General features: G+C 62.5%; 26 protein-coding genes and 1 tRNA gene. 14 read left to right on the top strand and 13 right to left on the bottom strand.

The genetic code is table 11. The features are described from left to right. Positions 1–4: 4 nt before the first annotated feature. From ABIE35_RS19945 to ABIE35_RS19935, 3 genes are all read left to right on the top strand, one after another. The gene (locus ABIE35_RS19945; protein ID WP_354517611.1) at positions 5–1,201 is read left to right on the top strand and encodes a glycosyltransferase; all 1,197 of its coding nucleotides are present in this window, start codon (positions 5–7) and stop codon (positions 1,199–1,201) included. Positions 1,202–1,286: 85 nt separating this feature from the next. Continuing rightward, positions 1,287–1,360 (top strand) — tRNA-Ile (locus ABIE35_RS19940). Between the two features lie 134 nt (positions 1,361–1,494). Then, positions 1,495–2,685: an acyl-CoA dehydrogenase family protein gene (locus tag ABIE35_RS19935; RefSeq protein ID WP_354517610.1), complete on the top strand. Its 1,191-nt coding sequence runs from the start codon at positions 1,495–1,497 to the stop codon at positions 2,683–2,685. 41 nt (positions 2,686–2,726) lie between these two features. On the opposite strand, the gene ABIE35_RS19930 is transcribed toward ABIE35_RS19935, so the two are convergent. Next, positions 2,727–3,236: a M23 family metallopeptidase gene (locus tag ABIE35_RS19930; protein WP_354517609.1), complete on the bottom strand. Its 510-nt coding sequence runs from the start codon at positions 3,234–3,236 to the stop codon at positions 2,727–2,729. Between the two features lie 406 nt (positions 3,237–3,642). Here ABIE35_RS19930 and rpsB point away from each other — a divergent pair, with 406 nt between their 5' ends. From rpsB to ABIE35_RS19900, 6 genes are all read left to right on the top strand, one after another. Further along, positions 3,643–4,530 carry a 30S ribosomal protein S2 gene (rpsB, locus tag ABIE35_RS19925; RefSeq protein ID WP_354517608.1) on the top strand — a complete coding sequence of 296 codons (888 nt, stop codon included), beginning with the start codon at positions 3,643–3,645 and terminating at the stop codon, positions 4,528–4,530. A gap of 120 nt (positions 4,531–4,650) precedes the next feature. After that, positions 4,651–5,487 carry a translation elongation factor Ts gene (tsf, locus tag ABIE35_RS19920; protein WP_026541489.1) on the top strand — a complete coding sequence of 279 codons (837 nt, stop codon included), beginning with the start codon at positions 4,651–4,653 and terminating at the stop codon, positions 5,485–5,487. 120 nt (positions 5,488–5,607) lie between these two features. After that, complete coding sequence (gene pyrH, locus ABIE35_RS19915) at positions 5,608–6,345, top strand: UMP kinase (protein ID WP_207596961.1); 738 nt, start codon at positions 5,608–5,610, stop codon at positions 6,343–6,345. 102 nt (positions 6,346–6,447) lie between these two features. After that, positions 6,448–7,005 (top strand): ribosome recycling factor, encoded by a 558-nt coding sequence (gene frr / locus ABIE35_RS19910; RefSeq protein ID WP_026541491.1) that lies wholly within the window; start codon positions 6,448–6,450, stop codon positions 7,003–7,005. Further along, positions 7,005–7,940 carry a phosphatidate cytidylyltransferase gene (locus tag ABIE35_RS19905; RefSeq protein WP_089594331.1) on the top strand — a complete coding sequence of 312 codons (936 nt, stop codon included), beginning with the start codon at positions 7,005–7,007 and terminating at the stop codon, positions 7,938–7,940. The genes frr and ABIE35_RS19905 overlap by 1 nt, the downstream gene beginning before the upstream one ends. Before the next feature lie 20 nt (positions 7,941–7,960). Further along, a complete protein-coding gene (locus ABIE35_RS19900) occupies positions 7,961–8,545 on the top strand; it encodes a DivIVA domain-containing protein (RefSeq protein WP_354517607.1) in 585 nt (194 codons plus the stop codon). 24 nt (positions 8,546–8,569) lie between these two features. On the opposite strand, the gene ABIE35_RS19895 is transcribed toward ABIE35_RS19900, so the two are convergent. The 5 genes from ABIE35_RS19895 to ABIE35_RS19875 are packed head-to-tail and all read right to left on the bottom strand — an operon-like array spanning position 8,570 to position 13,073. Beyond that, positions 8,570–9,262, bottom strand: a complete 693-nt coding sequence (locus tag ABIE35_RS19895) for a hypothetical protein (RefSeq protein WP_354517605.1) — start codon at positions 9,260–9,262, stop codon at positions 8,570–8,572. A 45-nt stretch (positions 9,263–9,307) separates the two neighbouring features. Next, positions 9,308–10,774, bottom strand: a complete 1,467-nt coding sequence (locus tag ABIE35_RS19890) for a sodium/solute symporter (RefSeq protein ID WP_354517604.1) — start codon at positions 10,772–10,774, stop codon at positions 9,308–9,310. Then, positions 10,771–11,133, bottom strand: coding sequence for a hypothetical protein (locus ABIE35_RS19885; RefSeq protein WP_354517603.1), 363 nt, complete (start codon positions 11,131–11,133; stop codon positions 10,771–10,773). Before ABIE35_RS19885 ends, ABIE35_RS19890 begins: the two co-directional genes overlap by 4 nt. Beyond that, a complete protein-coding gene (locus tag ABIE35_RS19880) occupies positions 11,130–11,849 on the bottom strand; it encodes a LytR/AlgR family response regulator transcription factor (protein ID WP_354517602.1) in 720 nt (239 codons plus the stop codon). The genes ABIE35_RS19885 and ABIE35_RS19880 overlap by 4 nt, the downstream gene beginning before the upstream one ends. Positions 11,850–11,870: 21 nt before the next feature. Further along, positions 11,871–13,073, bottom strand: a complete 1,203-nt coding sequence (locus ABIE35_RS19875) for a sensor histidine kinase (RefSeq protein WP_354517600.1) — start codon at positions 13,071–13,073, stop codon at positions 11,871–11,873. 208 nt (positions 13,074–13,281) lie between these two features. On the opposite strand from ABIE35_RS19875, the gene ABIE35_RS19870 reads away from it, so the two are divergent. Both ABIE35_RS19870 and ABIE35_RS19865 read left to right on the top strand, forming a co-directional pair. Next, positions 13,282–13,662, top strand: a complete 381-nt coding sequence (locus ABIE35_RS19870; RefSeq protein ID WP_354517599.1) for a DUF485 domain-containing protein — start codon at positions 13,282–13,284, stop codon at positions 13,660–13,662. After that, positions 13,659–15,278, top strand: a complete 1,620-nt coding sequence (locus tag ABIE35_RS19865) for a monocarboxylic acid transporter (protein WP_354517598.1) — start codon at positions 13,659–13,661, stop codon at positions 15,276–15,278. Before ABIE35_RS19870 ends, ABIE35_RS19865 begins: the two co-directional genes overlap by 4 nt. 95 nt (positions 15,279–15,373) lie before the next feature. Here ABIE35_RS19865 and ABIE35_RS19860 read toward each other — a convergent pair whose 3' ends face one another. The 5 genes from ABIE35_RS19860 to ABIE35_RS19840 form a co-directional block, all read right to left on the bottom strand. Then, positions 15,374–16,393 (bottom strand): PHP domain-containing protein, encoded by a 1,020-nt coding sequence (locus ABIE35_RS19860; RefSeq protein ID WP_354517597.1) that lies wholly within the window; start codon positions 16,391–16,393, stop codon positions 15,374–15,376. Between the two features lie 76 nt (positions 16,394–16,469). Continuing rightward, positions 16,470–17,075, bottom strand: a complete 606-nt coding sequence (locus ABIE35_RS19855; protein ID WP_354517596.1) for a hypothetical protein — start codon at positions 17,073–17,075, stop codon at positions 16,470–16,472. A 43-nt stretch (positions 17,076–17,118) separates the two neighbouring features. After that, positions 17,119–17,526: a DUF4383 domain-containing protein gene (locus ABIE35_RS19850; RefSeq protein WP_011774231.1), complete on the bottom strand. Its 408-nt coding sequence runs from the start codon at positions 17,524–17,526 to the stop codon at positions 17,119–17,121. 127 nt (positions 17,527–17,653) lie between these two features. Continuing rightward, the gene (locus ABIE35_RS19845) at positions 17,654–18,361 is read right to left on the bottom strand and encodes a hypothetical protein (RefSeq protein ID WP_354517594.1); all 708 of its coding nucleotides are present in this window, start codon (positions 18,359–18,361) and stop codon (positions 17,654–17,656) included. A gap of 148 nt (positions 18,362–18,509) precedes the next feature. Further along, positions 18,510–18,980, bottom strand: a complete 471-nt coding sequence (locus ABIE35_RS19840) for an Lrp/AsnC family transcriptional regulator (RefSeq protein ID WP_354517593.1) — start codon at positions 18,978–18,980, stop codon at positions 18,510–18,512. A 195-nt stretch (positions 18,981–19,175) separates the two neighbouring features. Between ABIE35_RS19840 and pdhA the strand changes: the two genes are divergently transcribed. From pdhA to ABIE35_RS19825, 3 genes are read left to right on the top strand one after another with little or no spacing between them, the layout of a single operon-like run. Further along, complete coding sequence (gene pdhA / locus ABIE35_RS19835; RefSeq protein ID WP_354517592.1) at positions 19,176–20,345, top strand: pyruvate dehydrogenase (acetyl-transferring) E1 component subunit alpha; 1,170 nt, start codon at positions 19,176–19,178, stop codon at positions 20,343–20,345. Further along, positions 20,345–21,355 carry an alpha-ketoacid dehydrogenase subunit beta gene (locus tag ABIE35_RS19830; protein WP_354517591.1) on the top strand — a complete coding sequence of 337 codons (1,011 nt, stop codon included), beginning with the start codon at positions 20,345–20,347 and terminating at the stop codon, positions 21,353–21,355. Before pdhA ends, ABIE35_RS19830 begins: the two co-directional genes overlap by 1 nt. Continuing rightward, positions 21,352–22,794 (top strand): 2-oxo acid dehydrogenase subunit E2, encoded by a 1,443-nt coding sequence (locus ABIE35_RS19825; RefSeq protein ID WP_354517590.1) that lies wholly within the window; start codon positions 21,352–21,354, stop codon positions 22,792–22,794. The genes ABIE35_RS19830 and ABIE35_RS19825 overlap by 4 nt, the downstream gene beginning before the upstream one ends. 95 nt (positions 22,795–22,889) lie before the next feature. On the opposite strand, the gene ABIE35_RS19820 is transcribed toward ABIE35_RS19825, so the two are convergent. Further along, the gene (locus ABIE35_RS19820) at positions 22,890–23,762 is read right to left on the bottom strand and encodes an NAD-dependent epimerase/dehydratase family protein (RefSeq protein WP_354517589.1); all 873 of its coding nucleotides are present in this window, start codon (positions 23,760–23,762) and stop codon (positions 22,890–22,892) included. Positions 23,763–23,987: 225 nt separating this feature from the next. Continuing rightward, a partial coding sequence (locus tag ABIE35_RS19815; RefSeq protein WP_354517588.1) for an HNH endonuclease signature motif containing protein occupies positions 23,988–24,758 on the bottom strand: 771 nt, incomplete at its 5' end.

The following is a 24,758-nucleotide window of genomic DNA, read 5'->3' as shown; positions in this document are numbered from 1 at the left end:
CCACGTGACCATTCCCGACACCAACAAGCCCCTCACTCTTCTGATTGCTGCGGATACCTACCCGCCGCATGTCAACGGTGCCGCACAGTTTGGCTACCGCCTGGCCAAAGGAATGACGGCACGAGGGCACAACGTCCACGTGTTGGCCTGCCGTCCGGACACGGGCAAGAGCTTCACGGAGTTCCGTGACGAAGCCACTGTTCACCGGCTCCGTTCCCATGGCGTTTTCACCCATGAGTACTTCCGCATTTGCTTCCCGTGGGAGATCAAGAAGGAAATCAGCCTTCTTTTCGACAAAGTACAGCCGGACGTCGTCCACATCCAGAGCCACTACATGATTGGTGAGCACGTTCTTTACGAGGCCGTGAAGCGTGGCATCCGGGTTGTTGCCACCAACCACTTCATGCCGGAAAACCTGAATCCCTTCCTGCCGTTCCCGCAGTGGTTCAAGGACATCGTTGGCCGCATCTCCTGGAAGGACATGGGCAAGGTGATGAGCCAGGCCGATGTGGTCACCACGCCCACGCCGCTCGCTGCCAAGGCCATGCATCAGCATGCTTTCCTGCGGAAGGTCCTGCCCCTTTCCAACGGCATCGACTCCTCCGCCTATGAGCTGCAGCCCGGTGAGGTCATGGAGCCGCACGCCAACCCCACGGTTCTTTTTGTGGGAAGGCTTGCAGAGGAGAAGCACATTGACGTGCTGATTGATGCCGTGGCCAAGACCCCACGTGCACTGAACGTGAACCTGGAAATCGTGGGCGGCGGCGAAGTTCGTCCTGCCCTTGAAGCCCAGGTCGCCAAGCTGGGACTGGGGGACAGGGTGAGGTTCCTCGGGCTCGCGAGCGATGAAGACCTGCGCGAGGCTTACATCAAGGCCGATATTTTCTGCATGCCCGGGACAGCCGAACTCCAGTCACTGGTGACCCTGGAAGCCATGTCTGCTTCCACTCCGGTGCTGCTGGCCAATGCCATGGCCCTGCCGCATCTGGTCCGCGATGGTGAGAACGGCTATCTCTTCACGCCGAACAACAGCGATGAACTGGCGGCCAAAATCACTCAGCTGGTGGAGCTTCCCAAGCATGAGCTTGAAGCCATGGGTAAGCTGAGCCGCGAGATGGTGGAGCCCCACAGCATCAACGGCACGCTCCAGACGTTCGAGGAACTCTACCGCGGGGCTTCCTACGAGGACATGGTGGTGTGACAAAAGCACTCCCCGGCACCTATTAGAATTGCTGGAGTGCTTTGCCCGGAACTGCTGCTTTGCGGTGGGCCCTTCCGGGCGTCACGGGGCTATAGCTCAGCTGGTTAGAGCGCGGGACTCATAATCCTAAGGTCCTCGGTTCAAGTCCGAGTAGCCCTACATTTCACCCAGGAGCTGTGGCCGACAATCAATGATTGTCGGCCACAGCTCTTTTGCGTTCCCCCTTGGGTGCGGTAAGTTACTCAGCAGTAACTTAGTCTTGGTCGCAGGTGACCACCCTTGAAGGAGCGAACATGTCCAACGCTGCATTCGACGCCACCAACCTTCCGTATGCCGACGGCGACTTCTATGCCTTTGAGCAGATGCTCACAGGCAAAGAGCAGGATCGCCTGGCCGAGGTCCGCGAATTCCTTGCCCGCGAGGTCAGGCCCATTGCTGTGGACTGCTGGAACCGTGGCGAGTTCCCCATGGACCTCATTCCCAAGCTCGGCGAACTGGACCTTGTCAGTCCCGTCCGTCGCCAGGGGTACTCGAACCTGTTTGCCGGCATGCTCCATGCGGAGGTGACCCGCGCGGATGCTTCCATTGCCACCTTCATGGGTGTCCACGACGGCTTGTTCACCGGCTCCATTGAAGCCCTCGCTTCCCAGGAGCAGAAGGATGCCTGGCTCCCGGACATCTATTCGCTGAAGAAGATCGGAGCTTTCGGCCTCACCGAACCGTTGGGCGGATCTGATGTTGCCGGGGGCACCCGGACCACGGCTAAACGCGACGGCGACACGTGGATCCTCAATGGAGCCAAGCGCTGGATTGGCAATGCCACGTTCTCCGACTGGGTGGTCATCTACGCCAAGGATGTGGCCGACAATCAGGTGAAGGCGTTCCTGGTGGACACCACGCTGCCCGGCTTCTCTGCCAGCAAGATCGAGAACAAGATCTCCCTGCGTACGGTCCAGAACGCCGACATCGTTCTGGATAACGTGGTGGTGCCGGACTTCTTCAAGCTTGCCAATGGCAACAGCTTCCGCGATACCAACAAGGTTCTCAAGGTGACGCGCTTGGCCGTAGCGTGGCAGGCAGTGGGGCTTCAGATGGCAGCATTCGACGTCGCCCGCAGCTACGCCGTGGAGCGTCAGCAGTTCGGACGGCCGCTGGCCGCGTTCCAGTTGGTGCAGAACCAGCTGGTCCAGATCCTCGGGAATACCGTTGCTTCCATGGGCATGATGGTCCGTCTGGCCCAGCTCGAAGACGCAGGAGTCGCCAAGGATGAGCAGTCAGCCTTGGCCAAGGCCTTCACCACCGCACGCATGCGCGAAAGCGTCGCATTGGGCCGCAGCATCCTGGGTGGCAATGGGATCGTCACGGACTATGGGATGGCCAAGATCTTCTCCGATGCCGAGGCCATTTACTCCTACGAGGGCACGCATGAGATCAACACGCTGGTCACCGGCCGGGCCATCACGGGCGTCTCGGCCATCGTCTAAACAGTCCGCTGACCGGGGTGGTGTCCCGGCTGGCTGGGGACTCAGTAGAGCGGGAGCAGGATGGATGGGCGCAGATCCGCCACGAAGCCCAGTGGGTTGAGATAGTCCTCGCCCCGGCGAACACCCCAATGCAGGCAGGTACTGACGCCGCAATGTCCGGGTTGCAGGGTCCCTATGACCTGGCCCTTGCGGACAACGTCGCCGGCTTTGAGTTCGCTGGTCACGGGTTCGAAGCTGCTTTTGAGGCCATCGCCGTGATCGATGGTCAGTACCGGCCGATCCACCACGACGCCGGCAAAGGTCACCACGCCGTCCGACGGCGCGGTGACCTTTCCGCCGTCGGACGCTGGTCCGACATCCACGCCCCGATGGCCGCTCAGCCACGGTTTGTCCGGAGGATCGAAGATCCGAAGCACGTCAGGTTTGGGGGAGAGCGGCCAGCTCCACCGGGCGGAGGCCGGAGTCGGCGCAGCCGGCACGGATGCGCCGACTCCGCCCGCAGCCAACGCCACGGTAGCCAGCAGGGTCACTAAGGACTTTGCAAGGGTCATGAAACAAGCCTTCCGGGGAGCACGCGGCGGGTCGATCCCCGGTCTTTCGTATGTGGACAACGGGCTGCGATCGCGGTCAAACAGGTGGGGCCGCTGTAGTACACTAGGTGGAGCAGTTTGCTGTGCCCTCAAGCTTGTTCAGGAACATGTCTCATTCAGATATGTGTGGGTCCCAGGCTGACTACGCGTATCCAGCCCTCCACCAGCGAAGCCACGTGGCTTCAGGCTGCGGAGGATTGTGCCTCTTGCGGTCCGGACAAGCCTTTGGCTTACACCGGATGAGAGGTGCAATGGATGCCAGGAGCCGCGCCCATCCGGGCAGAGGCTAAACAACCGTCAACTATTGGCAGGGTAAGAGCAGCCCCCTGGGCTCTCTCATGAATGACCTGCCGGAAGGAGCGTCGGCATGCCCGTCGTAACTATGCGCCAGCTGCTTGACAGCGGCGTCCACTTTGGACACCAGACCCGTCGTTGGAACCCGAAGATGAAGCGCTTCATCTTCACGGAGCGCAACGGCATCTACATCATTGACCTCCAGCAGTCGCTGTCCTACATCGACCGCGCCTACGAGTTCGTCAAGGCTACTGTCGCCCACGGCGGCACCGTCCTGTTCGTCGGCACCAAGAAGCAGGCTCAGGAAGCAATTGCCGAGCAGGCTACCCGTGTCGGCCAGCCGTACGTCAACCAGCGTTGGTTGGGCGGCATGCTCACCAACTTCCAGACTGTCGCCAAGCGCATCCAGCGCATGAAGGAACTCGAAGAGATCAACTTCGACGACGTCGCAGGCTCGGCTTACACCAAGAAGGAGCTCCTGCTCCTCAAGCGCGAACTCACCAAGCTTGAGTCGAACCTCGGCGGTATCCGCAACCTGACCAAGGCTCCCTCGGTTCTGTGGGTTGTTGACACCAAGAAGGAACACCTTGCTGTTGACGAAGCCAAGAAGCTGAACATCCCCGTTGTTGCCATCCTGGACACCAACTGCGATCCCGACGAAGTTGACTTCCCGATCCCGGGTAACGACGACGCCATCCGCTCCGTCAACCTGCTGACCCGCGTTGTTGCCGACGCCGTAGCTGAGGGCCTCATCGCCCGCAACCAGCGCGCAACCGGCACCACCGAAGCTCCGGAAGAGCCGCTGGCTGAGTGGGAGCGCGAGCTCCTCGAAGGCAGCAAGGCCGAAGAAGCAGCGGCAACCGAGGCTCCGGCAGCAGAAGCTCCCGCAGCCGAGGCTCCGGCAGCAGAAGCTCCCGAAGCAACTGAAGCTGCAGCCGGCGAAGCCGAAGCAGCAAAGTAAATCTGGACCTTCCCTGATGCCGCAAACAGCATCGGGGGCAACTGACAGGATGGCAGCCCACATGGTGGGCGGCCGTCCTGTCAGTCCGTAAACACACAAATTCTAGACAGAGGGGTTCACATGGCGAACTACACTGCTGCTGACATCAAGGCCCTGCGCGAGCGCACCGGCGCCGGCATGATGGACGTCAAGAAGGCTCTTGACGAAGCCAACGGTGACGCCGAGAAGGCCATCGAAATCATCCGCATCAAGGGCCTCAAGGGCGCCACCAAGCGCGAAGGCCGTTCGACCGCTGAAGGCTTGGTTGCTGCCAAGGTCAACGGCGGCGTCGGCGTAATGATCGAGGTCAACTGCGAGACTGACTTCGTTGCCAAGGCTGACAAGTTCATCCAGCTGGCTGACAAGGTCCTCAACGTTGCAGTCGAGTCCGGCGCAGCCGATCTCGAGACCCTGCTGGCTACCGAGGTTGACGGCAAGCCGTTGTCCGAGGTTGTTGTCGAAGAGGGTGCTGTCCTCGGCGAAAAGGTCGTTGTCCGTCGTATCTCCCGCGTTGAGGGAACCACGGTTGACGCTTACCTGCACAAGACGTCCAAGGACCTCCCGGCCCAGGTCGGCGTCCTGTTCGCTGTTGACGGTGAAGGCGAAGCCGCTGCCACCGCCGCACACGACATCGCTGTCCACGTTGCAGCAATGGCTCCGAATTACCTGACCCGCGACGACGTTCCGGCCGAACTGGTCGAGTCCGAGCGCCGCATCGCCGAAGAGACCGCCAAGGCTGAAGGCAAGCCCGAAGCTGCTCTTTCGAAGATCGTTGAAGGCCGCGTGACGGGCTTCTACAAGGGCGAAGTTCTGGTTGACCAGGCATTCGCCAAGGATTCCAAGAAGACTGTTGCACAGGTCCTCGAAGAAGCCGGCGTCAAGGCAACCGCAGTAACCCGTTTCCGCGTAGGAAACTAGTAATTCATGAAAAGGGGTGGTCACTTCGGTGGCCGCCCCTTTTTCATGCACCCGTCCGGGTAGTACCTGCGCGGACCCACAGCACGATAATCTAGCCAGAGTCCACCAACGGGAGGCACCATGGAAACCGTCAACACTGCAATCCAGCCCGAGAAGACCCGCCGACGTGTACTTCTGAAACTTTCCGGTGAGGTCATCGGCGGAGGCAAGCTCGGGGTCGATCCTGAAACCGTCCGGGCCATCGCCAAGCAGATCGCCGCAGCTGTCTCCGACGTCGAGGTGGCAATCGTCGTAGGTGGCGGCAACTTCTTCCGCGGCGCAGAGCTGTCCCAGAGCGGCATGGACCGTTCCCGCGCCGACTACATGGGCATGCTCGGCACGGTCATGAACTGCCTGGCCCTGCAGGACTTCCTGGAGCAGGCAGGCGTTGAAACCCGCGTCCAGAGCGCCATCACCATGGGCCAGGTTGCAGAGGCCTATATTCCCCGCCGCGCCATCCGCCACATGGAGAAGGGCCGCGTTGTCATCTTCGGTGCAGGCGCCGGACTGCCCTACTTCTCCACTGACACCGTAGCGGCCCAGCGTGCCCTCGAAGTCCATGCTGACGTGGTCCTTATGGCCAAGAGCGGTGTGGATGGCGTCTACACTGCCGATCCCAAGAAAGACCCCACAGCCGAGAAGCTGGACGTCCTCAGCTACGACGACGCCCTGCGCAGGGACATCCGAGTCATGGACCAGACGGCCATGACCATGTGCAAGGACAACAAACTGTCCATGGTGGTCTTCGGCATGGAAGGCGAGGGCAACGTTACCCGTGCCATCCTCGGCGAAACGCTGGGAACCTTGGTTACTCCCTAGCTGGGGCTAGGATATTTCTAGGACCTTCCGCCTCTCACGGCGGATCTTTACTGTGCACTGCGGCCTGCATAAGGGCGGCAACTTATTTCTGAGGAGAAACCCGTGATCGAAGAGACCTTGCTCGAAGCCGGCGAAAAGATGGACAAGGCGGTTGAGGTAGCCAAGGACGATTTCGCTACGATCCGTACGGGTCGGGCCAACCCCGGTCTCTACAACAAGGTAATTGTCGAGTATTACGGCACCCCCACGCCGCTCCAGCAGTTGGCTTCCTTCGGTGTTCCCGATGCCCGGACCATCCTCATCACGCCCTACGACAAAACCGCCCTGCGCGACATTGAGAAGGCGTTGAGCGATTCCGAGGTTGGTGCCAACCCCTCGAACGACGGCAACGTCATCCGCGTTACCATTCCTGAGCTCACCAAGGAGCGTCGCAAGGAATACGTCAAGATTGTCAAGGGCAAGGGTGAAGACGCCAAGGTCTCCATCCGCAGCATCCGCCGCAAGGCAAAGGACACACTGGACAAGCTCGTCAAGGACGGCGAAGCCGGCGAAGATGAGGGTGCCCGCGCTGAGAAGGAGCTCGACGCCCTGACCAAGCAGCACGTTGACAGCATCGACGAGTTGCTCAAGCGCAAGGAAGCCGAGCTGCTCGAGGTCTGATGAACCAGGCTGAGCCGGCACCCGCTGGACGGGTCCCGACACGCGACACCCCTCAGCGTGCCAGGCGCGTACGGACGAACCCCACGCCTAAGGCCGGCCGGAACCTTCCGGCCGCCATCGGCGTCGGGCTTTCCATGCTTCTGGCGGTTTTGGGCGGATTGCTTTTCCTCCCTTTGGGATTCGTCCTGCTCACCACGGCTTTTGCTGTGTTGGGTGTGTGGGAAGTTTTCCGGGCCCTCGAAGCCCAGGGCACCAGGATGCCGATCATCCCCGTGATGGTTGGCAGCCTGGTGATGCCGGTATCGGCCTATTTCGGCGGTCTGGAAGGTTTGCTGTTCACCATGACGGCGAGTTCCGTGGCCGTCCTGCTGTGGCGCTCCATCGAGAGCGCCGCTGGAGCGCCGCGGAGCGTGTTCGCCGGTGTGTTCACCCTGGCGTGGATTCCTTTCCTGATCAGCTTCGCGTCGCTGTCCTTGCACACCACCAGCGGCCCCACTCCTGTGGGCTTTTGGCCGGATGGGATCCCCGAAGGCGCATGGCAGATTGCGTCCATGCTGCTGTTGGTCGTCTCCAATGACACGTTTGGATACATCGTTGGGGCGTCCTTCGGGAAGCACCCCATGGCCCCAAAAATCAGTCCCAAAAAGTCGTGGGAGGGTTTCGCGGGGTCGGTGGGTGGCGCCATGCTGATTGGCGTCCTGGCCTGTATCTTCCTCCTCGACAAGCCCTGGTGGGTGGGCTTGCTCCTGGCCGTTGGCATGGTGGCCGCAGCTACGGCAGGCGACCTTGCCGAGTCCATGGTCAAACGCGAATTGGGGGTCAAGGACATGAGCAGTATCCTGCCTGGCCACGGTGGCGTCATGGACCGCCTGGACTCCATTGTGTTCGCGGCCCCTGTAGCCTATGTTCTGTTCGCGCTGCTCAGCGGCGTCTGACAATCAACGAAGGAAAATTAGTGTCCGTGGATATTCGACGCCAGATTCCCGCAACGTTCGATCGCGTGGAGCGCAGCAAGTACGGCTATAACGCCAAACAAGTTGACGAGTTCCTTCAGCGTGCCAGGACGTCGTTCGAGAACCCCGTGGGTACCGCTGACCAGGTGGCCAGCGTGGACGTGCGGGACGTGGCCTTTGACCCCGTCAAAGGTGGGTACGACGCGCACAGCGTGGACGCTGCCCTGGACCGGCTCGAGGATGCGTTTGCACGCCGCGAGCGTGATGACCTGATCAGCCAGCAGGGCGAAGAAGCCTGGCTGCGCCAGATCGGCAAACTCTCCGGCATCCTGCGGGGCCGGCTTCACCGGCCCGATGGCGAGCGGTTCCGTCGACCTTCCAGTAAGCGGGCGCGCAGCTACAACATCCAGGACGTGGACGCCCTGTGTGCTGAACTGGTGGGCTACCTTGAGCACGACCAGGTCCTGAGCGTGGACACTGTCCGCCGGGCCGTGTTCCGGGCGGCCAAGGGCGATGAAGGCTACGAAGAAGCCCAGGTGGACGCATTCCTGGCCCGCGCCGTAGAGCTTATGGCGGCTATCGACTAATCCAGACCCCGCTCGTCGGGCGGGCTAGTGAGCGCTGGGGGAAACTGGCGGGTTGTTCTTCCACACTGCCAAGTAGCGTTTGTGGCCGCGGGCGAGCGAGGTGCCGAAGAAGGCCAAGGCCACTAGAACGGCCACGGGGACTGCCGCCACTGGGGGAAGCCCGGCTGTCAGGAGTGCCGATCCCAGAAGCAGGGCGATCAAGGCCGAGTTGACGAACCCCATAAAGACCATGCTGCTGCCAGCGACCTGGCTGAAGTCTGTCCGAACGCCCAGGAAGTAGTACGTTCTTTTGGCTCCTTCTTCGTCATCGTGGGCGCCGGCCATGAGGTACGGCCCTATGCCGGGATCCAGGTCGACGTAGGCCGCGCGCAAGCGGTTCATCGCCAGGACATACATCAGGTCTTCCATGCCCACACTCATGACGCGGACGTGAGTGAGCAGGCCAACCACCAGGTCGATGCTGAGGATGGTCAGTGCGAAGGCCCTGAAGGCATCTGAAAACTGTGTGGCGTTACCCACCAGCGCCACACTCAACAGGCTCGCCGAAGTGAAGGTCAGGAACATGCTGATGCGGGTGAGGACTTCGCCTTGGGTGGTACTGCGCGAGGCGAGCAGGCTCCAGTGTTCGGTGGCCAGCAATTGCGCGCGGACACTCGGTGACAACTCCGTCGGTCTCGCCGGCGGCTCTGGGCTGGAGGCGCCCGGTTCCTCGGACATGGCGTCATTGTCCACCCTGGCTGCTGCGCGGACAACAGGCCGGGCCTAGCGCTCGGTGACTACCGGCCGCTCCGGAACGTGCAGCCGCGACATGACGCGGTTCACCGACGCCGGCACACGGCTTTTCGTTGCGAGGGACACTATTACCGTCACCGCGAACGCCGCCGGAACACTCCACGCCGCCGGCTGGGCAAGCCACGCGGGCGCGTTACCTGATCCCATGAGCGTACCCATCACCATGGCACCACCGCAGAGCAGTGCACCGGTCAGCATTCCGGCAATCGCGCCGGCGTCGGTCAGTCCGCGCCACCAGATTCCCAGGAGCAGGACCGGGCAAATGGTGGAGGCTGTGAAGGCGAAGACCAGGCCAACGCTCCCGGCCAGGGCCAGGGTGTCGGTCATCAAGGCAAAGCCCAAAGGCACGACGGCGGCCAGCACCGCTGCGAGGCGGAATCCCCTGACGCTTCCGCCGAAGAGGTCCTGGCTGATGACTCCCGACAGCGAAACCACCAACCCCGAGGTGGTGGACAGGAAAGCTGCGAAGGCTCCGGCTACGACGAGGGCGGAGAGAAGGTCTCCGGCGGTGCCCCCTATCAGCTTGCCGGGGAGCAGGAGGACCAAGGCGTCGGCCTGGCCCGACTGTGCGAGTTCGGGCGCGAACATTCGTCCCACCGCGCCGGACACGGTGGGAAAAAGATAAAAGACTGAGAGCAGGCCCAACACAATGAGTGTGGTTCTCCGGGCGGATTGCCCGTCCGGGTTGGTGTAGAACCGCACCAGGACGTGGGGCAGGCCCAGGGTTCCGAAGAGCAACGCCACCAACAGGGAAATGTGCTGGTACGCGCCGGCGGAGGCCTGGCCTGTGGGGTTGATGGGAAGCGGAGCCTGGGGTGCGGTGCCGTTACCGGCCAGCACCAGCAGCACGAAGACCACCGGAACTGCCAGGGCAGTCAGTTTCAGCCAGTACTGGAATGCCTGGACAAACGTGATGGAACGCATGCCACCGGCCACCACCGTGAGGCACACGACCACAACAACCGCCGTCGAGCCTACCCACGACGGCAGGCCGGTGGTGATGCGGATGGTGAGTGCCGCCCCGTGGAGTTGAGGGACGATGTACAGCCAGCCAACGGCGACTACCACCAGGCTGGTCACGCGACGGACCAGTGCGGAATCCAGGCGGGCTTCGGTGAAGTCGGGAATGGTGTAGGCGCCGGATCGACGCAGGGGAGCAGCCACAAAGAGCAACAGCATCAAGTAGCCGGCGGTGTATCCCACGGGAAACCAGAGCGCGTCCGTTCCTGACAGCAGGATCAGCCCGGCGACGCCCAGGAAACTGGCGGCGGAGAGGTACTCGCCGCCGATTGCGGAGGCATTCCACCAGGGCGGGACGGTTCGCGAAGCCACGTAGAAGTCGCCGGTTGTCCGAGAGATACGCAGACCGTAGAAGCCGATGACTGCCGTCGCCAGCGACACGGCAAGGAAAGCGAACAGGCCCACAGCAGGGTTCACTTGTCCTCCACCAAGTCCCTGTAGCGGGCCTCGTTGCGGGCGGCCGCGCGGTTGTACAGCCAGGCGCTCAAGCCAATCACCGGGTAGATGCCGGCGCCCAGCACCATCCAGTCCAGTGGGATGCCGAACATCCGGGTTTCCGCCACCCCCGGCCCGTATACCAGGAACAGTGCGATCACCACGAGGATGATCAGGAAGCAGCAGGCCACCACCAGCGCCAAGCGCAACTGGGATCGGATCAGGGACCGGATGAAGAGTTTTCCGGCATCGGAGTCTTCGGCGACCTCACGCGGATATGGCAACCGGCCGGACGCCGCTGTGGCCGAAGGGCGGGGCGCCGTCACCCGGACGCGCGTCATCCCTGCGGCCGGATACGCGTGGACTGCAGCTTGTCCCGGACGGAGGGCAGGTGGCGTCGGCTGATGGGCAACTCAGCTCCGGCCACGGCTACGCTGGGCCCTGTTGCGGACAACCTCAGGTGCTGGACGTGGTTCAGGGCGATCAGGTACGAGCGGTGGATCCGGATGAACCCTGCCTCTGCCCATTTCTGTTCAAGGTCGCTGAGGGGAACCCGGATGAGATAGCTGGCTTCGGCCGTGTGCAGCCTCGCGTAGTCGCCCTGGGCCTGTACGTAGGTCACGTCATCCCGGCGGATCATGCGGGTGGTGCTGCCAAGGTCCACCGTGATCATCTCAGGCGCGGGGGTGCCTTCCTTGATCAGGTCACTGATGCGATCCACAGAGCGGGAGAGCCGTTCGGCGCGCAGCGGCTTCAGGAGGTAGTCGATCGCGGCGAGGTCGAAAGCTTCCAGCGCGCAGTCTTCATCGGCGGTGACAAAAACGACGGCAGGTGGATGGCTGCTGCGGGAAATGGCCCGTGCGATATCCAGGCCAGACAACGCCGGCATGTGGATGTCGAGGAAGACAGCGTCCACAGACTCCGTTTCCAGGGTCCGCAGCGCCTCAGCACCGGAGGAGGCCCGGTGGATGGCACCAATCCTTTCATCCCGGCCCAGCAGGAAGGCAAGCTCCTCCACGGCGGGCAGTTCGTCATCAGCGACGAGCACGTTGATCATGTTTAAAGACTAACCGTCACCTCAGGCGTCATGACCCGGCTGGGATTTCGGCACCCGCATGGTGATCAGGGTTCCTTCCCCGGGAGCAGTGTCGATGACCAGCCCGTGCTCGTCCCCGTAGACCTGGCGCAAGCGGGCATCCACGTTGCGCAGTCCCACGTGGATCCCATCCGTGTGCCCGGCGAGCACTGACCGCAGGTGCTCGGGGTCCATCCCCACGCCGTCGTCCTCGATGGTGACTTCAGCGAACGCACCGGAGTCGTTGGCGCAGATGGTGATATGGCCCGGGCCCTCCTTGGCCTCCAGCCCGTGCCGGACCGCATTCTCCACCAAAGGCTGCAGGCTGAGGAACGGGATGACCGTGCTGAGGACCTCAGGGGCGATCCTCAGGCTCACTTGGACGCGTTCGCCGAAGCGTGCCCGTTCCAGCAGGAGATAACGGTCGATGCAGCGCAGTTCCTCGGCCAGTGTGGTGAAGTCGCCGTGGCGCCGGAAGGAGTACCGGGTGAAGTCGGCGAACTCCACCACCAACTCCCGTGCCCGAGCGGGGTCGGTGTTGATGAAAGAGGCGATGGCATTGAGGGAGTTGTAGATGAAATGCGGGCTGATTTGGGCTCGCAGCGCTCTGACCTCAGCCTCCATCAGCAAGGTCCGGGAGGCTTCGAGCTCCGTCAGTTCCAGCTGGGCGGCAATCCAGTCGGCCACCTCGCTGGTGGCCCTGACCAGCCCGGCACCTGCCGCCGGCGCCAGGGCCGCCACAGAGCCGACCACCTTGGATCCGGAACGGATGGGAGCAATCACGGCACTGAAGTCATGGTTTCCATGCTCGGCTTTGGCAGTGGTCCGATGCCCGGCGTGCGGCACCACTGCGGTTCGGCCCGTGGTCAAGACCTCGGCAGCAAGACGCATCAACGACGGCCTGAGTTCCTCGGCTGTACCATCCCACGCGAGCACAGAATCGGTGTCGGTGATGGCCAAGGCATCGCAGCCCAGCAGTACGCGCAGCTGCTTACTCGCTTTCGCTGCACCGGCCGGCTGGAGGCCGCCACGGAGATGCTGCCCGGCCCGGGAAGCGGCGTGCAAAGTGTTGTAAGTGGCCCGTTCGGCGTCGGTGCCTAGGTCCCGGAAGGAACGCATCACCTTCAGCCCAACACCCACGACGACGGCGATGGCCAGCACGATCACGGCGATGGCAGCGGCTGTGAACAGCGGGGATTCGGGCATAAGGCCAGCGTAGCCGGATGCTCCTCCACCTCGGTCCGATTCCACGGAAGGTGGTTCACATCCCACCGTTTGGCGCAGCACCGCAACCGTTGAGCGATGGCAGTGCGCGATGCTCTGGAAGAGGCGCCCGGCGGCGTTCGATAGTGATTGCAGTCACATTGGCAAGACATGTGGAGCTGGTGTGGACACATCACAATCAGGAGGAACCATGGGTAATGAGGCCCAACCCCAGGACGAAACAGCGTCCGTGGACTTCCAGGAAGTTCAACAGACGGAACGGTTCAAGACACTGCGCAAGCGGCACCGCAGCTTTGTCTTCCCGATGGCAGTCGTATTCCTGCTCTGGTATTTCGCATATGTTCTTTTGGCCGATTACGCGGTGGGCTTCATGTCCATCAAGGTATGGGGCAACATCAACGTCGGGCTGATCCTCGGCCTGCTGCAGTTCGTTACTACCTTCGGCATCACGGCATGGTACGTGAGCTACTCCAACAGGAAGCTGGACCCCATCGCTGCTGAAATCCGCAATGAGATCGAGGGCCACGAATTTGATAAGGACGGCAATGTGATCAGCGGGGGAGTCAAATGAACACCATGGTCCCGGCAGCAGTCAACGTCGAAGCGCTAAAAGACACCACCCTGCTCAACATGGGCATTTTCGCCCTCTTCGTGGCGGTCACCATGGTGATCGTCTTCCGGGCCAGCCGGAACAACAAGACCGCAGCGGACTACTACGCAGCCGGCCGATCATTTACTGGATCGCAGAACGGCACGGCTATCGCCGGAGACTACCTGTCGGCGGCCTCCTTCCTCGGCATTACCGGCGCCATTGCCATCAACGGCTACGACGGGTTCCTGTACTCCATCGGCTTCCTCGTCGCTTGGCTCGTCGCTTTGCTCCTGGTGGCTGAACTGCTCCGCAACACCGGCAAGTTCACCATGGCTGACGTTTTGTCCTTCCGCTTACGTCAGCGCCCTGTCCGAATTGCGGCCGCACTCTCCACCTTGGCCGTCTGCTTCTTCTACCTCCTCGCCCAGATGGCAGGAGCGGGCAGCCTGATTTCGCTCCTGCTGGGCATCAGCGACTGGGGCGGTCAGGCCTTGGTGATCATCGTCGTCGGGGCCTTGATGATCATGTATGTACTCATCGGCGGCATGAAGGGCACCACCTGGGTACAGATCATCAAAGCCATCCTGCTCATTGCCGGTGCAGGGGTCATGACAGCCATGGTGCTCGCGATCTACGGTTTCAATCTGTCCAGCCTGCTGGGCTCCGCAGCTGAAGCAGCCAATAACCCGGCCATCCTGAACCCCGGGCTGCAGTACGGAAAGACCGAAACGTCCAAGCTCGACTTCATGTCCCTCGGCCTTGCCCTGGTCCTCGGTACAGCCGCACTGCCTCACGTGCTGATGCGCTTCTACACTGTCCCGACAGCCAAGGAAGCCCGTAAATCCGTGGTCTGGGCGATCTGGCTGATCGGCCTGTTCTACCTCTTCACCCTGGTGCTGGGCTATGGTGCAGCAGCCCTTGTGGGGGCGGAAACCATCAAGTCCGCGCCCGGCGGAGTGAACTCCGCCGCGCCGCTGCTTGCCTTCCACCTTGGCGGCCCTTTGCTCCTGGGCTTCATTTCGGCGGTTGCCTTCGCCACCATCCTGGCGGTGGTGGCTGGTCTGACCATCACGGCGGCTGCATCCTTCGCCCACGACATCTACGCAAATGTCATTGCCAAAGGCAAAGCGGATGCCATCACCGAGGTGAAGGTGGCCCGCCGGACGGTACTGGTGATCGGCGTCCTTGCCATCCTGGGCGGCATCTTTGCCAACGGACAGAACGTGGCCTTCCTGGTGGCGCTCGCCTTCGCTGTTGCCGCGTCGGCGAACCTGCCCACCATCGTCTACTCCCTGTTCTGGAAGAAGTTCACTACCCAGGGCGCTGTCTGGAGCATGTATGGCGGTTTGGCTGCAGCCATCCTGCTGATCACGTTCTCACCCGTGGTTTCGGGCGCCAAGACGTCCATGATCCCCGGAGCGAACTTCGCCCTGTTCCCGCTGAGCAACCCGGGCATCGTGTCAATCCCGTTGGCCTTCTTCCTGGGATGGCTCGGAACCGTTCTGGACAAGCGGCGCGAAGATCCGGCCAAGCAGGCGGAAATGGAAGTGCGCTCGCTGACCGGCGTCGGTGCCGAGAAGGCAGTAGAGCACTAGCGTCGGCTCGACCATCACTACCCAAGGAAGGCCCCTCCTGCGAACAACGTGCAGGAGGGGCCTTCCTCTTGGGTGCCGGATGCTTCAGGCTGAGCCTATTTCTTCAGGCTGAGCCACTCCGTCAGCTGTTCCAGAGGCCAGGTGGTGACAATCCGTTCTTTGGGGACGCCCAGGGCTTCGGCGCGTTCGGCACCGTATTGCAGGAAGTCGAGTTGGCCAGGAGCATGGGCATCACTGTCAATGCTGAACAGGCAGCCGGCGTCCAGAGCCATTTTGATCAGGTTGTCCGGTGGGTCCTGACGCTCGGGACGGGAATTGATTTCGACGGCGACACCCCAGTCCGCGCACTCTTTGAAGACTTTCGCGGCATCGAACTCGGACTCGGGCCGCGTACCCCGTGATCCCTGGACGAGGCGGCCGGTGCAGTGCCCCAGCACGTTGGTGTGGGGATCGGTGATGCCGCCCAACATCCGGGTGGTCATGGTCATTTTGTCTGACCGGAGTTTGGAATGGACGCTGGCCACCACCACGTCCAGTTGGCCCAGCATGTGGGGAGTCTGGTCCAGGGTTCCGTCTTCGAGGATGTCCACTTCAATGCCTTTGAGGAGGCGGAATCCATCCTGGGATGAGTTGATTCCCTCCACCACGCCAAGCTGCTTCTCAAGCCGCTCCACGCTCAGTCCGTTGGCGATGGTGAGATTGGGAGAGTGGTCGGTGAGGGCAAGATACTCGCGGCCGAGGGTCCGTGCCGCTGCCACCATGGCTTCGATGGGCGAGCCGCCGTCGGACCAGTTGCTGTGGCTGTGAAGATCGCCGCGCAGTGCGGCCCGGAGCGTGTCTCCTCCGGAGGCCAACGATTCCGTGCCACGTTGGCGCAGGTCCGCAAGGTATTCGGGGATCCGGTCTTCGAGGGCCTGTGTGATGACTTCGGCACTGCGGTTGCCGACGCCCTTGAGGCTGGTGATCCGTCCGGTACCCACAAGCTTCGCCAACTCTTCGGGCGAAAGCTGCCGCACGGCGTCGGCCGCTTTCCGGAAGGCCTGGACCTTGAAGGTGGGGGCCTGGCTGCGTTCGAGCCAGAAGGAGATTTCGTCGAGTGCCTCTACGGGATCCATGGCTCCATGATCCACGAACCAGGCGCACCATCAACAGTGGGCAGTGTCAATGGTGCGCCGGTGCGGTCGCCGTCAACTAGTGGTGGCGACCCGGGTCCAGGGCGGGATTGGAGCCCTGGCCGTTTTCTCCGTGAGGGGCCTGGCCGTGCTCGCCATGTGGGACAGCGTGCTGTCCTGCCAGCGAGGCGGCCAGTCCCGGTGTTGCCACTGTTGCAACAACGACGGCGGCTCCGAACGCGGCTGCCAGAAGCCGCCCGGTCCTTGGCTGGCCGTGGGCGCCGCCGTCGTTGGTCTTGTGCTGCCGCCTCAGCCAGCCAGCTCCGGCAAGAGCCATGAGCGTCAGGCCAAGGGCGGCAAAGTGGCTCACGTCCAGTGAGCGCAGGGAGCTGATCCCGGTAACTGTGACTGCGAGGTGCGCAGCAGCAGTAACGGCGAGAACCGGAAACGCGAATCGTGCGAAGACCAGGGCGTTGCGGTGCAGTCCCCGCAGGGACCAGGCCAAAAAGGCCAGGCCCGCCGCGAGGGTTGCCACGCCGGCTACCACCATCCCGGGTGTCACTGACGCTGTTCCGGTGAGATATCCGGCGGCAAGGGAAAGCTCAACCATCCCGGCGGCCATCGCTGCGAAGTACACGAACAGGAGGGTCGCTGCGTTCAGTGTGGGGTGGTATCTGCGTTCCATGGTTCTTGCCGTCCTCTCGCTGTTTACTCGGTGATCAGGCGGATCAGGCGCGGGCGGAGGCTACGGCTGCCTTGTCCTGGGACAGTGCCACACCCAGCAGGACCACAGCGCTGGCAAGGTGCAGCACATTGTCTGCACCGTTGAGGGCAATGATGTTCAGGGACGAACCCACCAGGAAAAGTCCGAGGATACCCACCAGAAGGTACACGCCGCCTACTGCCGTGTTGACGGATTTGGACAGCGTGACGCTGTTCATGCCGGCGTACAGAAGGGCAGCGCCGATGGCCAGGTGGATGATGTTGTGAAGTGGGTTCACGGCGAAGATGATCAGGTTGGCGCCCTCGGTGGCGAAGAAGCCGATTCCCGAGGTGACAAAGAATCCGAGCACGCCTACCAGGAGGTAGACAGCTCCGAAGATGGTGGCGATCAGGCGATTGGGCGAAGTACGCATGGTCCGAACCTTCCGGTGATGGCCGGATATTCCGGCCGTCCTGCTGAGCCCCGGGTGGGGCTCTCAAGCAGTGATTCGGACCATAGGCGCAGGTGGATGGGTGGTGTGCGGAAATTCTTTCCTGCGGCTAGGGGCGGAGGCGGATGCTGCTCATCTTGAGGTCGCTGGTGCCCTCGAAGACGTAGTGGAGATCGATGGTCTTGCCGTCGCATTGCAAGGCACCGGAGAGATCGGCTTTGTTGTTGCCGTTGTTGTTGTTCACATTCACCGAGCTGTAGTTCGGCTTGCACGAACTATCCAGTTCGAGGCTGGCAATGCCGTCCACGAACGACTCCTTGTCCAGCTCATCCTTCAATGGCTGGCTCAGGTAGTTGTCGTAAGCCTGCTCGGTTTGGCCTGAGACCACCAAGTTGGTGAATTCGTCCGCCAAGGACCTGGCCTTGGACGTCGCATTTCCCACCAGGTTGACCAGCAGGAGTACGCCCACCACTGCCAGCACGATCACGCCGGCAACGATGCTGAGGACGATCCACAAGACCTTCCTGCTCTTCCGGGCCGGCGGCTGGCCGAATTGGCCCGGAGGGTACTGCCCGGACTGGAATTGGCCTTGCGGATAAGGATTCTGGGTGTTCGGCTCCTGACCGGGTGTTGGGTACTGGGGGCCGCCATACTGGGGCCCACCGGTTTGGGGGCCGCCAGCTTGGGGAGCAGTGGACGACGGCGGCTGTTGCCACTGCGGCGTGCCCCCGGTCTGAGGGGGGTATCCGGGCCCGGGAGGCACCGGCGGCGGGTTTTGGCCCGGGTAGTTGGGCTCGGGTTGTTGCGGGTTGCTCACGGTAGTGCCCCTTTCGGCAGCCTTCGGCAGCGCCACCACATGGCCGGGGTCCTCTGGCCGGCCCCCGGTACGTCCTCTTGCATCCAATCGCATGCGGGTTCGGCGGGCAAGTACCGGCCTGCGAATAAGCGCAGGTGAGGAGGGATTTTTAGTCCCCGGAGCGCCTCCCCAGGAGCGGCTGTACGCGGTAAGGGATCATCTCGCGCATCGCCAGTGCTGTGTCGGTCCGTTCCACCCCATCGCAGCCCAGGATCTTTCCATTGATGCGGTAGAGGTCCTCGGCGTCCAAGGCAACAACACGCAACAGCAGGTCCGCCGAGCCCGTGAGGCCAAAGCCCTCAAGGATTTCCGGAACGTCTGCCAGGTCCTGCGCCAGGGAGGCGAGTTTTTGCTGCTGGACGTGAACCGTGATGAATGCCGTCAACGGATAGCCCAGCGCGGCCGGGTTGATCCGTCGCTCAAAGGAGAGGAAGGCGTGCTTTTTCTCCAGCTGGGCCATGCGGGCCTGCACCGTGTTGCGGGACAGGCCCAGCTTTTGGGCAAGTGCCACCACTGTCCCACGGGGGTCTTTGGCCATCGCGGAAAGGAGCCGGGTGTCAGTGCCATCCAGGGGTTGCATAATGCGCAAGATTAGCACGGTGAGCTGAGCCGAAACAGGGCAGAATGCTCAATTTTCGGAAGGGCAGTTGTACCCGATGTGCGTTGTGAGTAGGGTCACAATTAACTCCGGCGAAGGTGCCGGAGGGCCGGTCTGCGGCAGGATCACAAGTCCAGCCAGCGCCGACGAAAACGAGCCGGAAGGTTGCGATCACCTGTGTTGACGGATCAGGCGGGCAAGGGAGTGCACCACGACACTCCGGGCCCTGGACATAGTGCACAAAATCCCTTGAGGACTGGCGGCAATCTGCTCCAGTTGGTGTCGCCGGAAGGCGAGCGGATCAGCCATCCGGAATTCGATGTCTGGGTCAAGGATGTCGGAGATGAGCAGTTGTGTTCCTTGTATGAGGACATGACAGTTATCCGCCGTATCGATGCCGAAGCGACGGCACTCCAACGTCAGGGCGAGCTGGCATTGTGGCCACCGCTGCTGGGCCAGGAAGCGTCGCAGATCGGCTCCAGCCGCTCGCTGCGCGATGACGACTTCGTCTTTCCCAGCTACCGCGAAAGCGGCGTGGCCTATGTTCGTGGCGCCCATCTATCCGAGATCGCCAGGGTGTGGCGCGGCAATGCCTCCTATGGCTGGGACCCGCAGCGCATCAACCTGGCCACGCCACAGATCATCATCGGATCCCAGAGCCTGCACGCCACAGGCTACGCCATGGGAGTCCAGCTGGATGGAGCCAACACTGCAGTTCTGGCCTACTTCGGTGATGGTGCCACGAGTGAAGGCGACGTGAACGAGGCCATGGTGTTCGCCGCCAGTTACCAGGCTCCCGTGGTCTTTTTCTGCCAGAACAACCATTGGGCCATTTCAGAACCGGTGCGAGTACAGTCGCACGTGCAATTGGCCGACAGGCCCACCGGATTCGGAATTCCGAGCATGCGGGTTGACGGCAACGACGTTCTCGCTGTCATGGCTGCCACTCGGGTCGCCCTGGACCGTGCACGCAAAGGCGGCGGACCCACGTTTATCGAGGCCGTCACCTACCGTATGGGTCCCCACACCACTGCCGACGACCCCACCCGGTACCGCGACCCGATCGAACTCGAAGACTGGGCCGCCAAGGATCCCATCCTGCGGCTGCGCAAGCTCCTGGAGGCCAAAGGCCTCCTCACCGAGGACGTTGAGGCCCGCGTCAAAAGGAGGGCCGACGCCGTGGCAGCCGAGCTCCGTTCCAGCTGTATCGGGATGCCGGACCCGCAGCCGTTGGACGTCTTCAATCACGTCTACAGCACCCCCAATTCCTGGATTGAACGCCAGAAGGACCACTACTCGCGATACCTGAACAGCTTCAACCAGCCCGTCGAGGAAGGTGCACTCTGATGTCCAAGCTCACGTTTGCCCGGGCCATCAACGCCGGCCTCCGGAAGTCACTGGAAAACGATCCCAAAGTGGTCCTGATGGGCGAGGATATTGGCGCGCTCGGTGGTGTCTTCCGTGTCACCGACGGACTCCAGAAAGACTTCGGAAAGCACCGGGTCATCGATTCGCCTCTGGCCGAGTCAGGCATTATCGGCACCGCGGTTGGCCTGGCCTACCGCGGCTACCGTCCCGTGTGCGAGATCCAGTTCGATGGCTTCATCTACCCTGCCTTCGACCAGATTGTCAGCCAGGTAGCCAAGATGCACTACCGTACCCAGGGGCGGGTCAAGATGCCCATCACCATCCGCGTTCCATTCGGGGGTGGCATCGGCTCGCCGGAACACCATTCAGAGTCGCCCGAGGCCTACTTCACCCATACCTCCGGTCTCCGGGTTGTGGCAGTGTCCAATCCGCAGGATGCCTACACCATGATCCAGCAGGCGATCGCCTCCGATGATCCCGTCCTCTACTTTGAACCCAAGCGTCGCTATCACGACAAGGGTGATGTGGACGAAACCATCGACCTCTCCACGGCACTTCCGTTGGACAAGGCCGCGGTGGTCAGCGCCGGTTCTGACGTGACACTGGTTGCCTACGGCCCATTGGTGAAAACAGCCAAGGACGCCGCGATGGCAGCGGCTGACGAAGGCATTTCCGTGGAAGTCATCGACCTCCGTTCACTGGCCCCCGTGGACTACCCCGTGGTGGAAGCATCTGTCCGCAAGACGGGCCGCTTGGTCATCACCCACGAGGCCGGCCAGTCCGGCGGCTTGGGTGCGGAGATCGCCGCCAGCATCACTGAACGGTGCTTCCATTATCTGGAGTCCGCACCCGTTCGCATCACCGGCTTCGATGTGCCCTACCCCTACTCGAAGCTCGAAATGCACCACCTGCCGGATTTGGACAGGATTCTCGACGGCGTTGACCGCGCCTTGGGCCGCCCCAACTCGCTGAGTGGACTGGAAGGATGACCGCCACCATGATCAAGGAATTCAGGCTGCCGGACCTTGGTGAAGGCCTCACGGAATCGGAAATCCTGAGCTGGAAGGTGGCTGTGGGGGACACTGTCACGCTGAACCAGGTGATCGCCGAGGTGGAAACCGCCAAGGCCGTTGTGGAGTTGCCCTCTCCCTTCGCAGGAGTGGTGGCAGAACTTCATGAGCAGCCCGGCACGGTGGTGGAGGTCGGCAAGCCGATCGTTTCGTTCGAGGTTGACGACGCCGGGCCCTCCAACGTGGGTGGCGCGCCGGCCGCTGGCAGCGGCTCCGCTGGTGAGCGGACCGCCGTCGAAACCTCTGCCAACGGCTCTCTGGCAAATGCCGGTGCTGAAGCGGTGGGGGCCCCGGCGAAACGTGAGCCGAACCTGGTGGGGTACGGCGCCGTCGTCGAACATTCCGGCCGTCCGACACGGCGCTCCCGGGGGCAGGTACGGGACATCAAGGTCCCAGCGCCGGTAACCCCGGTGGAGCCGGTAACTCCGGAGGCGCCAGCGATCGTCGAACCCATGGCGGCGGGTCGTGCAGAGGAAGGAAACCCTGAGCGACCACGTTCTACTCCGCCGGTGCGAAAGCTCGCCCGTGATCTCGGAATCGACCTCGAAGTGGTTCACGGTACCGGGCCGGGCGGACTCATCACCCGCGAGGATGTCCAGAACTTCTCCGGTGCAATGGAGGCTCCAGCCGAGGCCACGATTTCTGATGCACAGGGTGAGCGGGAGGCAAGGACACCCATCAGGGGAGTACGGAAGTTCACGGCCGCGGCTATGGTGCAAAGTGCTTTCACCGCGCCGCACGTGACGGAGTTCCTGACCGTCGACGTCACGGCAACCATGGAGTTGTTGGCCCGGCTCAAAGGCAACCGGACGTTCGAAGGCTACAAGCTGACACCGCTGACCATCGCGGCCAAGGCGGTCCTGGTGGCGCTGGGGAACAACCCGTCGCTGAATTCCCGCTGGGATGAGGCGAGCCAGGAGATTGTCCAGTTCAACTATGTGAACCTGGGCATCGCCGCAGCAACGCCGCGTGGCCTGACGGTACCGAATATCAAGGACGCTGACCGGCTGACACTACGTGAGCTCTCCACGGCGCTCACTGAACTGACCGATACTGCCAGGGCGGGCAAGACGTCCCCCGCTGACTTGTCCGGTGGGACCATCTCCATCACCAACATTGGCGTGTTCGGCATCGACGCCGGGACCCCTATCCTGAACCCGGGCGAGGCCGCCATTGTGGCACTGGGTGCTGTGCGGAAGGCGCCATGGGTGGTGAATGACCAACTCGCCGTCCGCCAGGTCATGTCCCTGAGCCTGTCCTTCGACCACCGCTTGGTGGACGGCGAACAGGGTTCACGGTTCCTCGCGGATCTGGGCTCCATCCTGGCCGATCCCGCCATGGTCATGACCATGATCTAGCGGTAACTGAAGCTGCGCCGGCCCATCCCTTTACGAGTGCTTGCAGGAAACTGCGGTTAAGGGGTGGGCCGTCGCGCGTCAGCGGGCAGGTGGGTTCAATCCTCGGTGGGCGTCGTCCGGTTGGAGTGGACATTGCGCCAACTGTGTTCGGGCTCAAAACCCAGGAGCCTGCGCGCTTTCTCGATGGACAGCATGGTTTCGTGCTCGCCCAGTTCCTTGAGGACCTCGACGCCGGGGAAGACTTCAGCGGCCAAATCGGCGCTGCTTCGGCTCATCACGGTATCGGCGGCGGCTATGATGAAGGTCTCGAAGCCCGGCACGCCATGTTCCAGGGCCTTGACTACTGCCAGTGCACCGTCGCGGGCGTCGATGTAGCCCCACAGGTTCCATTTCCGAAGGTTTGCGTCAGTGTCGAAGGACGGGAAGGCATCGTAGTCCTCGGGGTCCATGACGTTGGAGAAACGCAGCGCCGTGATGCTCAGTTCCGGATCCCATCGCGTGAGCTGGATGGCCATCTGCTCCTCGAGATGCTTGACCAGCGAGTAGGTGCTTTCCGGCCGGGCCGCGTATTCCTCGTCCACGGGAATATAGGGAGGAGCGATGTCGAAGGGGAGTCCCAGTACCGTCTCGCTGGAGGCATAGACCACCTTCTTGATGCCGGCCCGACGGGCAGCTTGGAACACGTTGTAGGTGGACACCATATTGTTCTCGAAAATTGCGGCGTCGGGGGCAAGGCCTGGTGCGGGAATGGCGGCCAGGTGAACGATAGCGTCCAAGCCGTGGTGCTGGTCATCCAGGCCCAGGATGACATCCAGGACCTGCCCGTAATCACGGAGATCCACGTTGACGTAGCCCTTGCCCCGGGTACCGGCGCGGTCAATGTTGAGCACTTGGTGGCCATCCTGCGTGAGTCGCCGGACTACGCTCCTACCCAGTTTTCCGCTTCCGCCCGTGACGGCAATCCTCATGGTGTGCTCCTTGATAGTGGCTGGTCCCTGACCCTGTCGCCTTGTTGAGTCAGCTGCTTTGTAGAGTCAGCAGGGTTCGAGTTTCAGCCTAGGCGGCGAGGCGGCAGAAAACAGCCTCTCAAGCTGGCCCTGGGAGTCCTAGGAAGACACGAACGACCCAAGGGCATACCCGGGGCGCCGCCCGTCGCCGTTTGTGGGCGTGTTGATGTTCTGCCACCGCTTTTTCTATGTTCTGTGGGGTGTGTGGTGGTGGTTGCGTCGGGGTGTTTGGTGGGGGTCGATGTGGGGTGGGGGGATGAACCAGGGGACGCCGGTTTTCATGTCGATGCGCCATTGTTCTTTGTGGATGAGGTGGTGGTGGTGGTTGCAGAGCAGGGTGCCGTTGTCTGTTGATGTGGTGCCGCCGTGGGACCAGTAGGTGGTGTGGTGGGCTTCGCACCAGGGTGCGGGCATGGTGCAGTCGGGGAAGGCGCAGCCTTGGTCGCGGGCGGTGATGGCTTTGCGGATGTGGGGTGGGAAGATCCGGGTGGTGCGGCCGATGTTCAGGACGCGGGAGTCGCTGCCGAGCAGGACGGGGAGGATCTCGGCGTCGCAGGCGATTTTGCGGATGGTGTTTGGGTGGATCGGTCCGGTGAACGTTGCGGTGCCAGTCCCTGTCGCTGTCGCGGTGCCTGTGCCAGTGACTGTCCCTGTCGCGGTGCCGGTGCCGGTTCTGGTGTTGTGCTGGTTGTGGTGTTGGTGGTTTTGGGCTTGGTGGAGGAGTTCTTGGTAGCCGATGGTGACGGTGAGTTGGGGTGGGAGGCCGCCGTTGGCGGGTAGTTTCCCGGTGCGCATGGCGAGGCTGCAGGCGCTGGTGAGGCCGTTGAGGAGTTTCTGTGGCCGGCTGCGCCGGTCCAGGTCCGGACCGGCGCCTGGGCCATTGTCTCTGCCCGTGCCTGCGCCTGTGCCTGTGTCTTTGTCGGGGCGGTTCCCGGCGTCGGTGTGCTCCGTGGTGGC

This window comes from Paenarthrobacter sp. 4246, from assembly GCF_040546855.1.
GTDB lineage: Bacteria > Actinomycetota > Actinomycetes > Actinomycetales > Micrococcaceae > Arthrobacter.
This window is presented reverse-complemented; position numbering and strand designations above follow the sequence as displayed.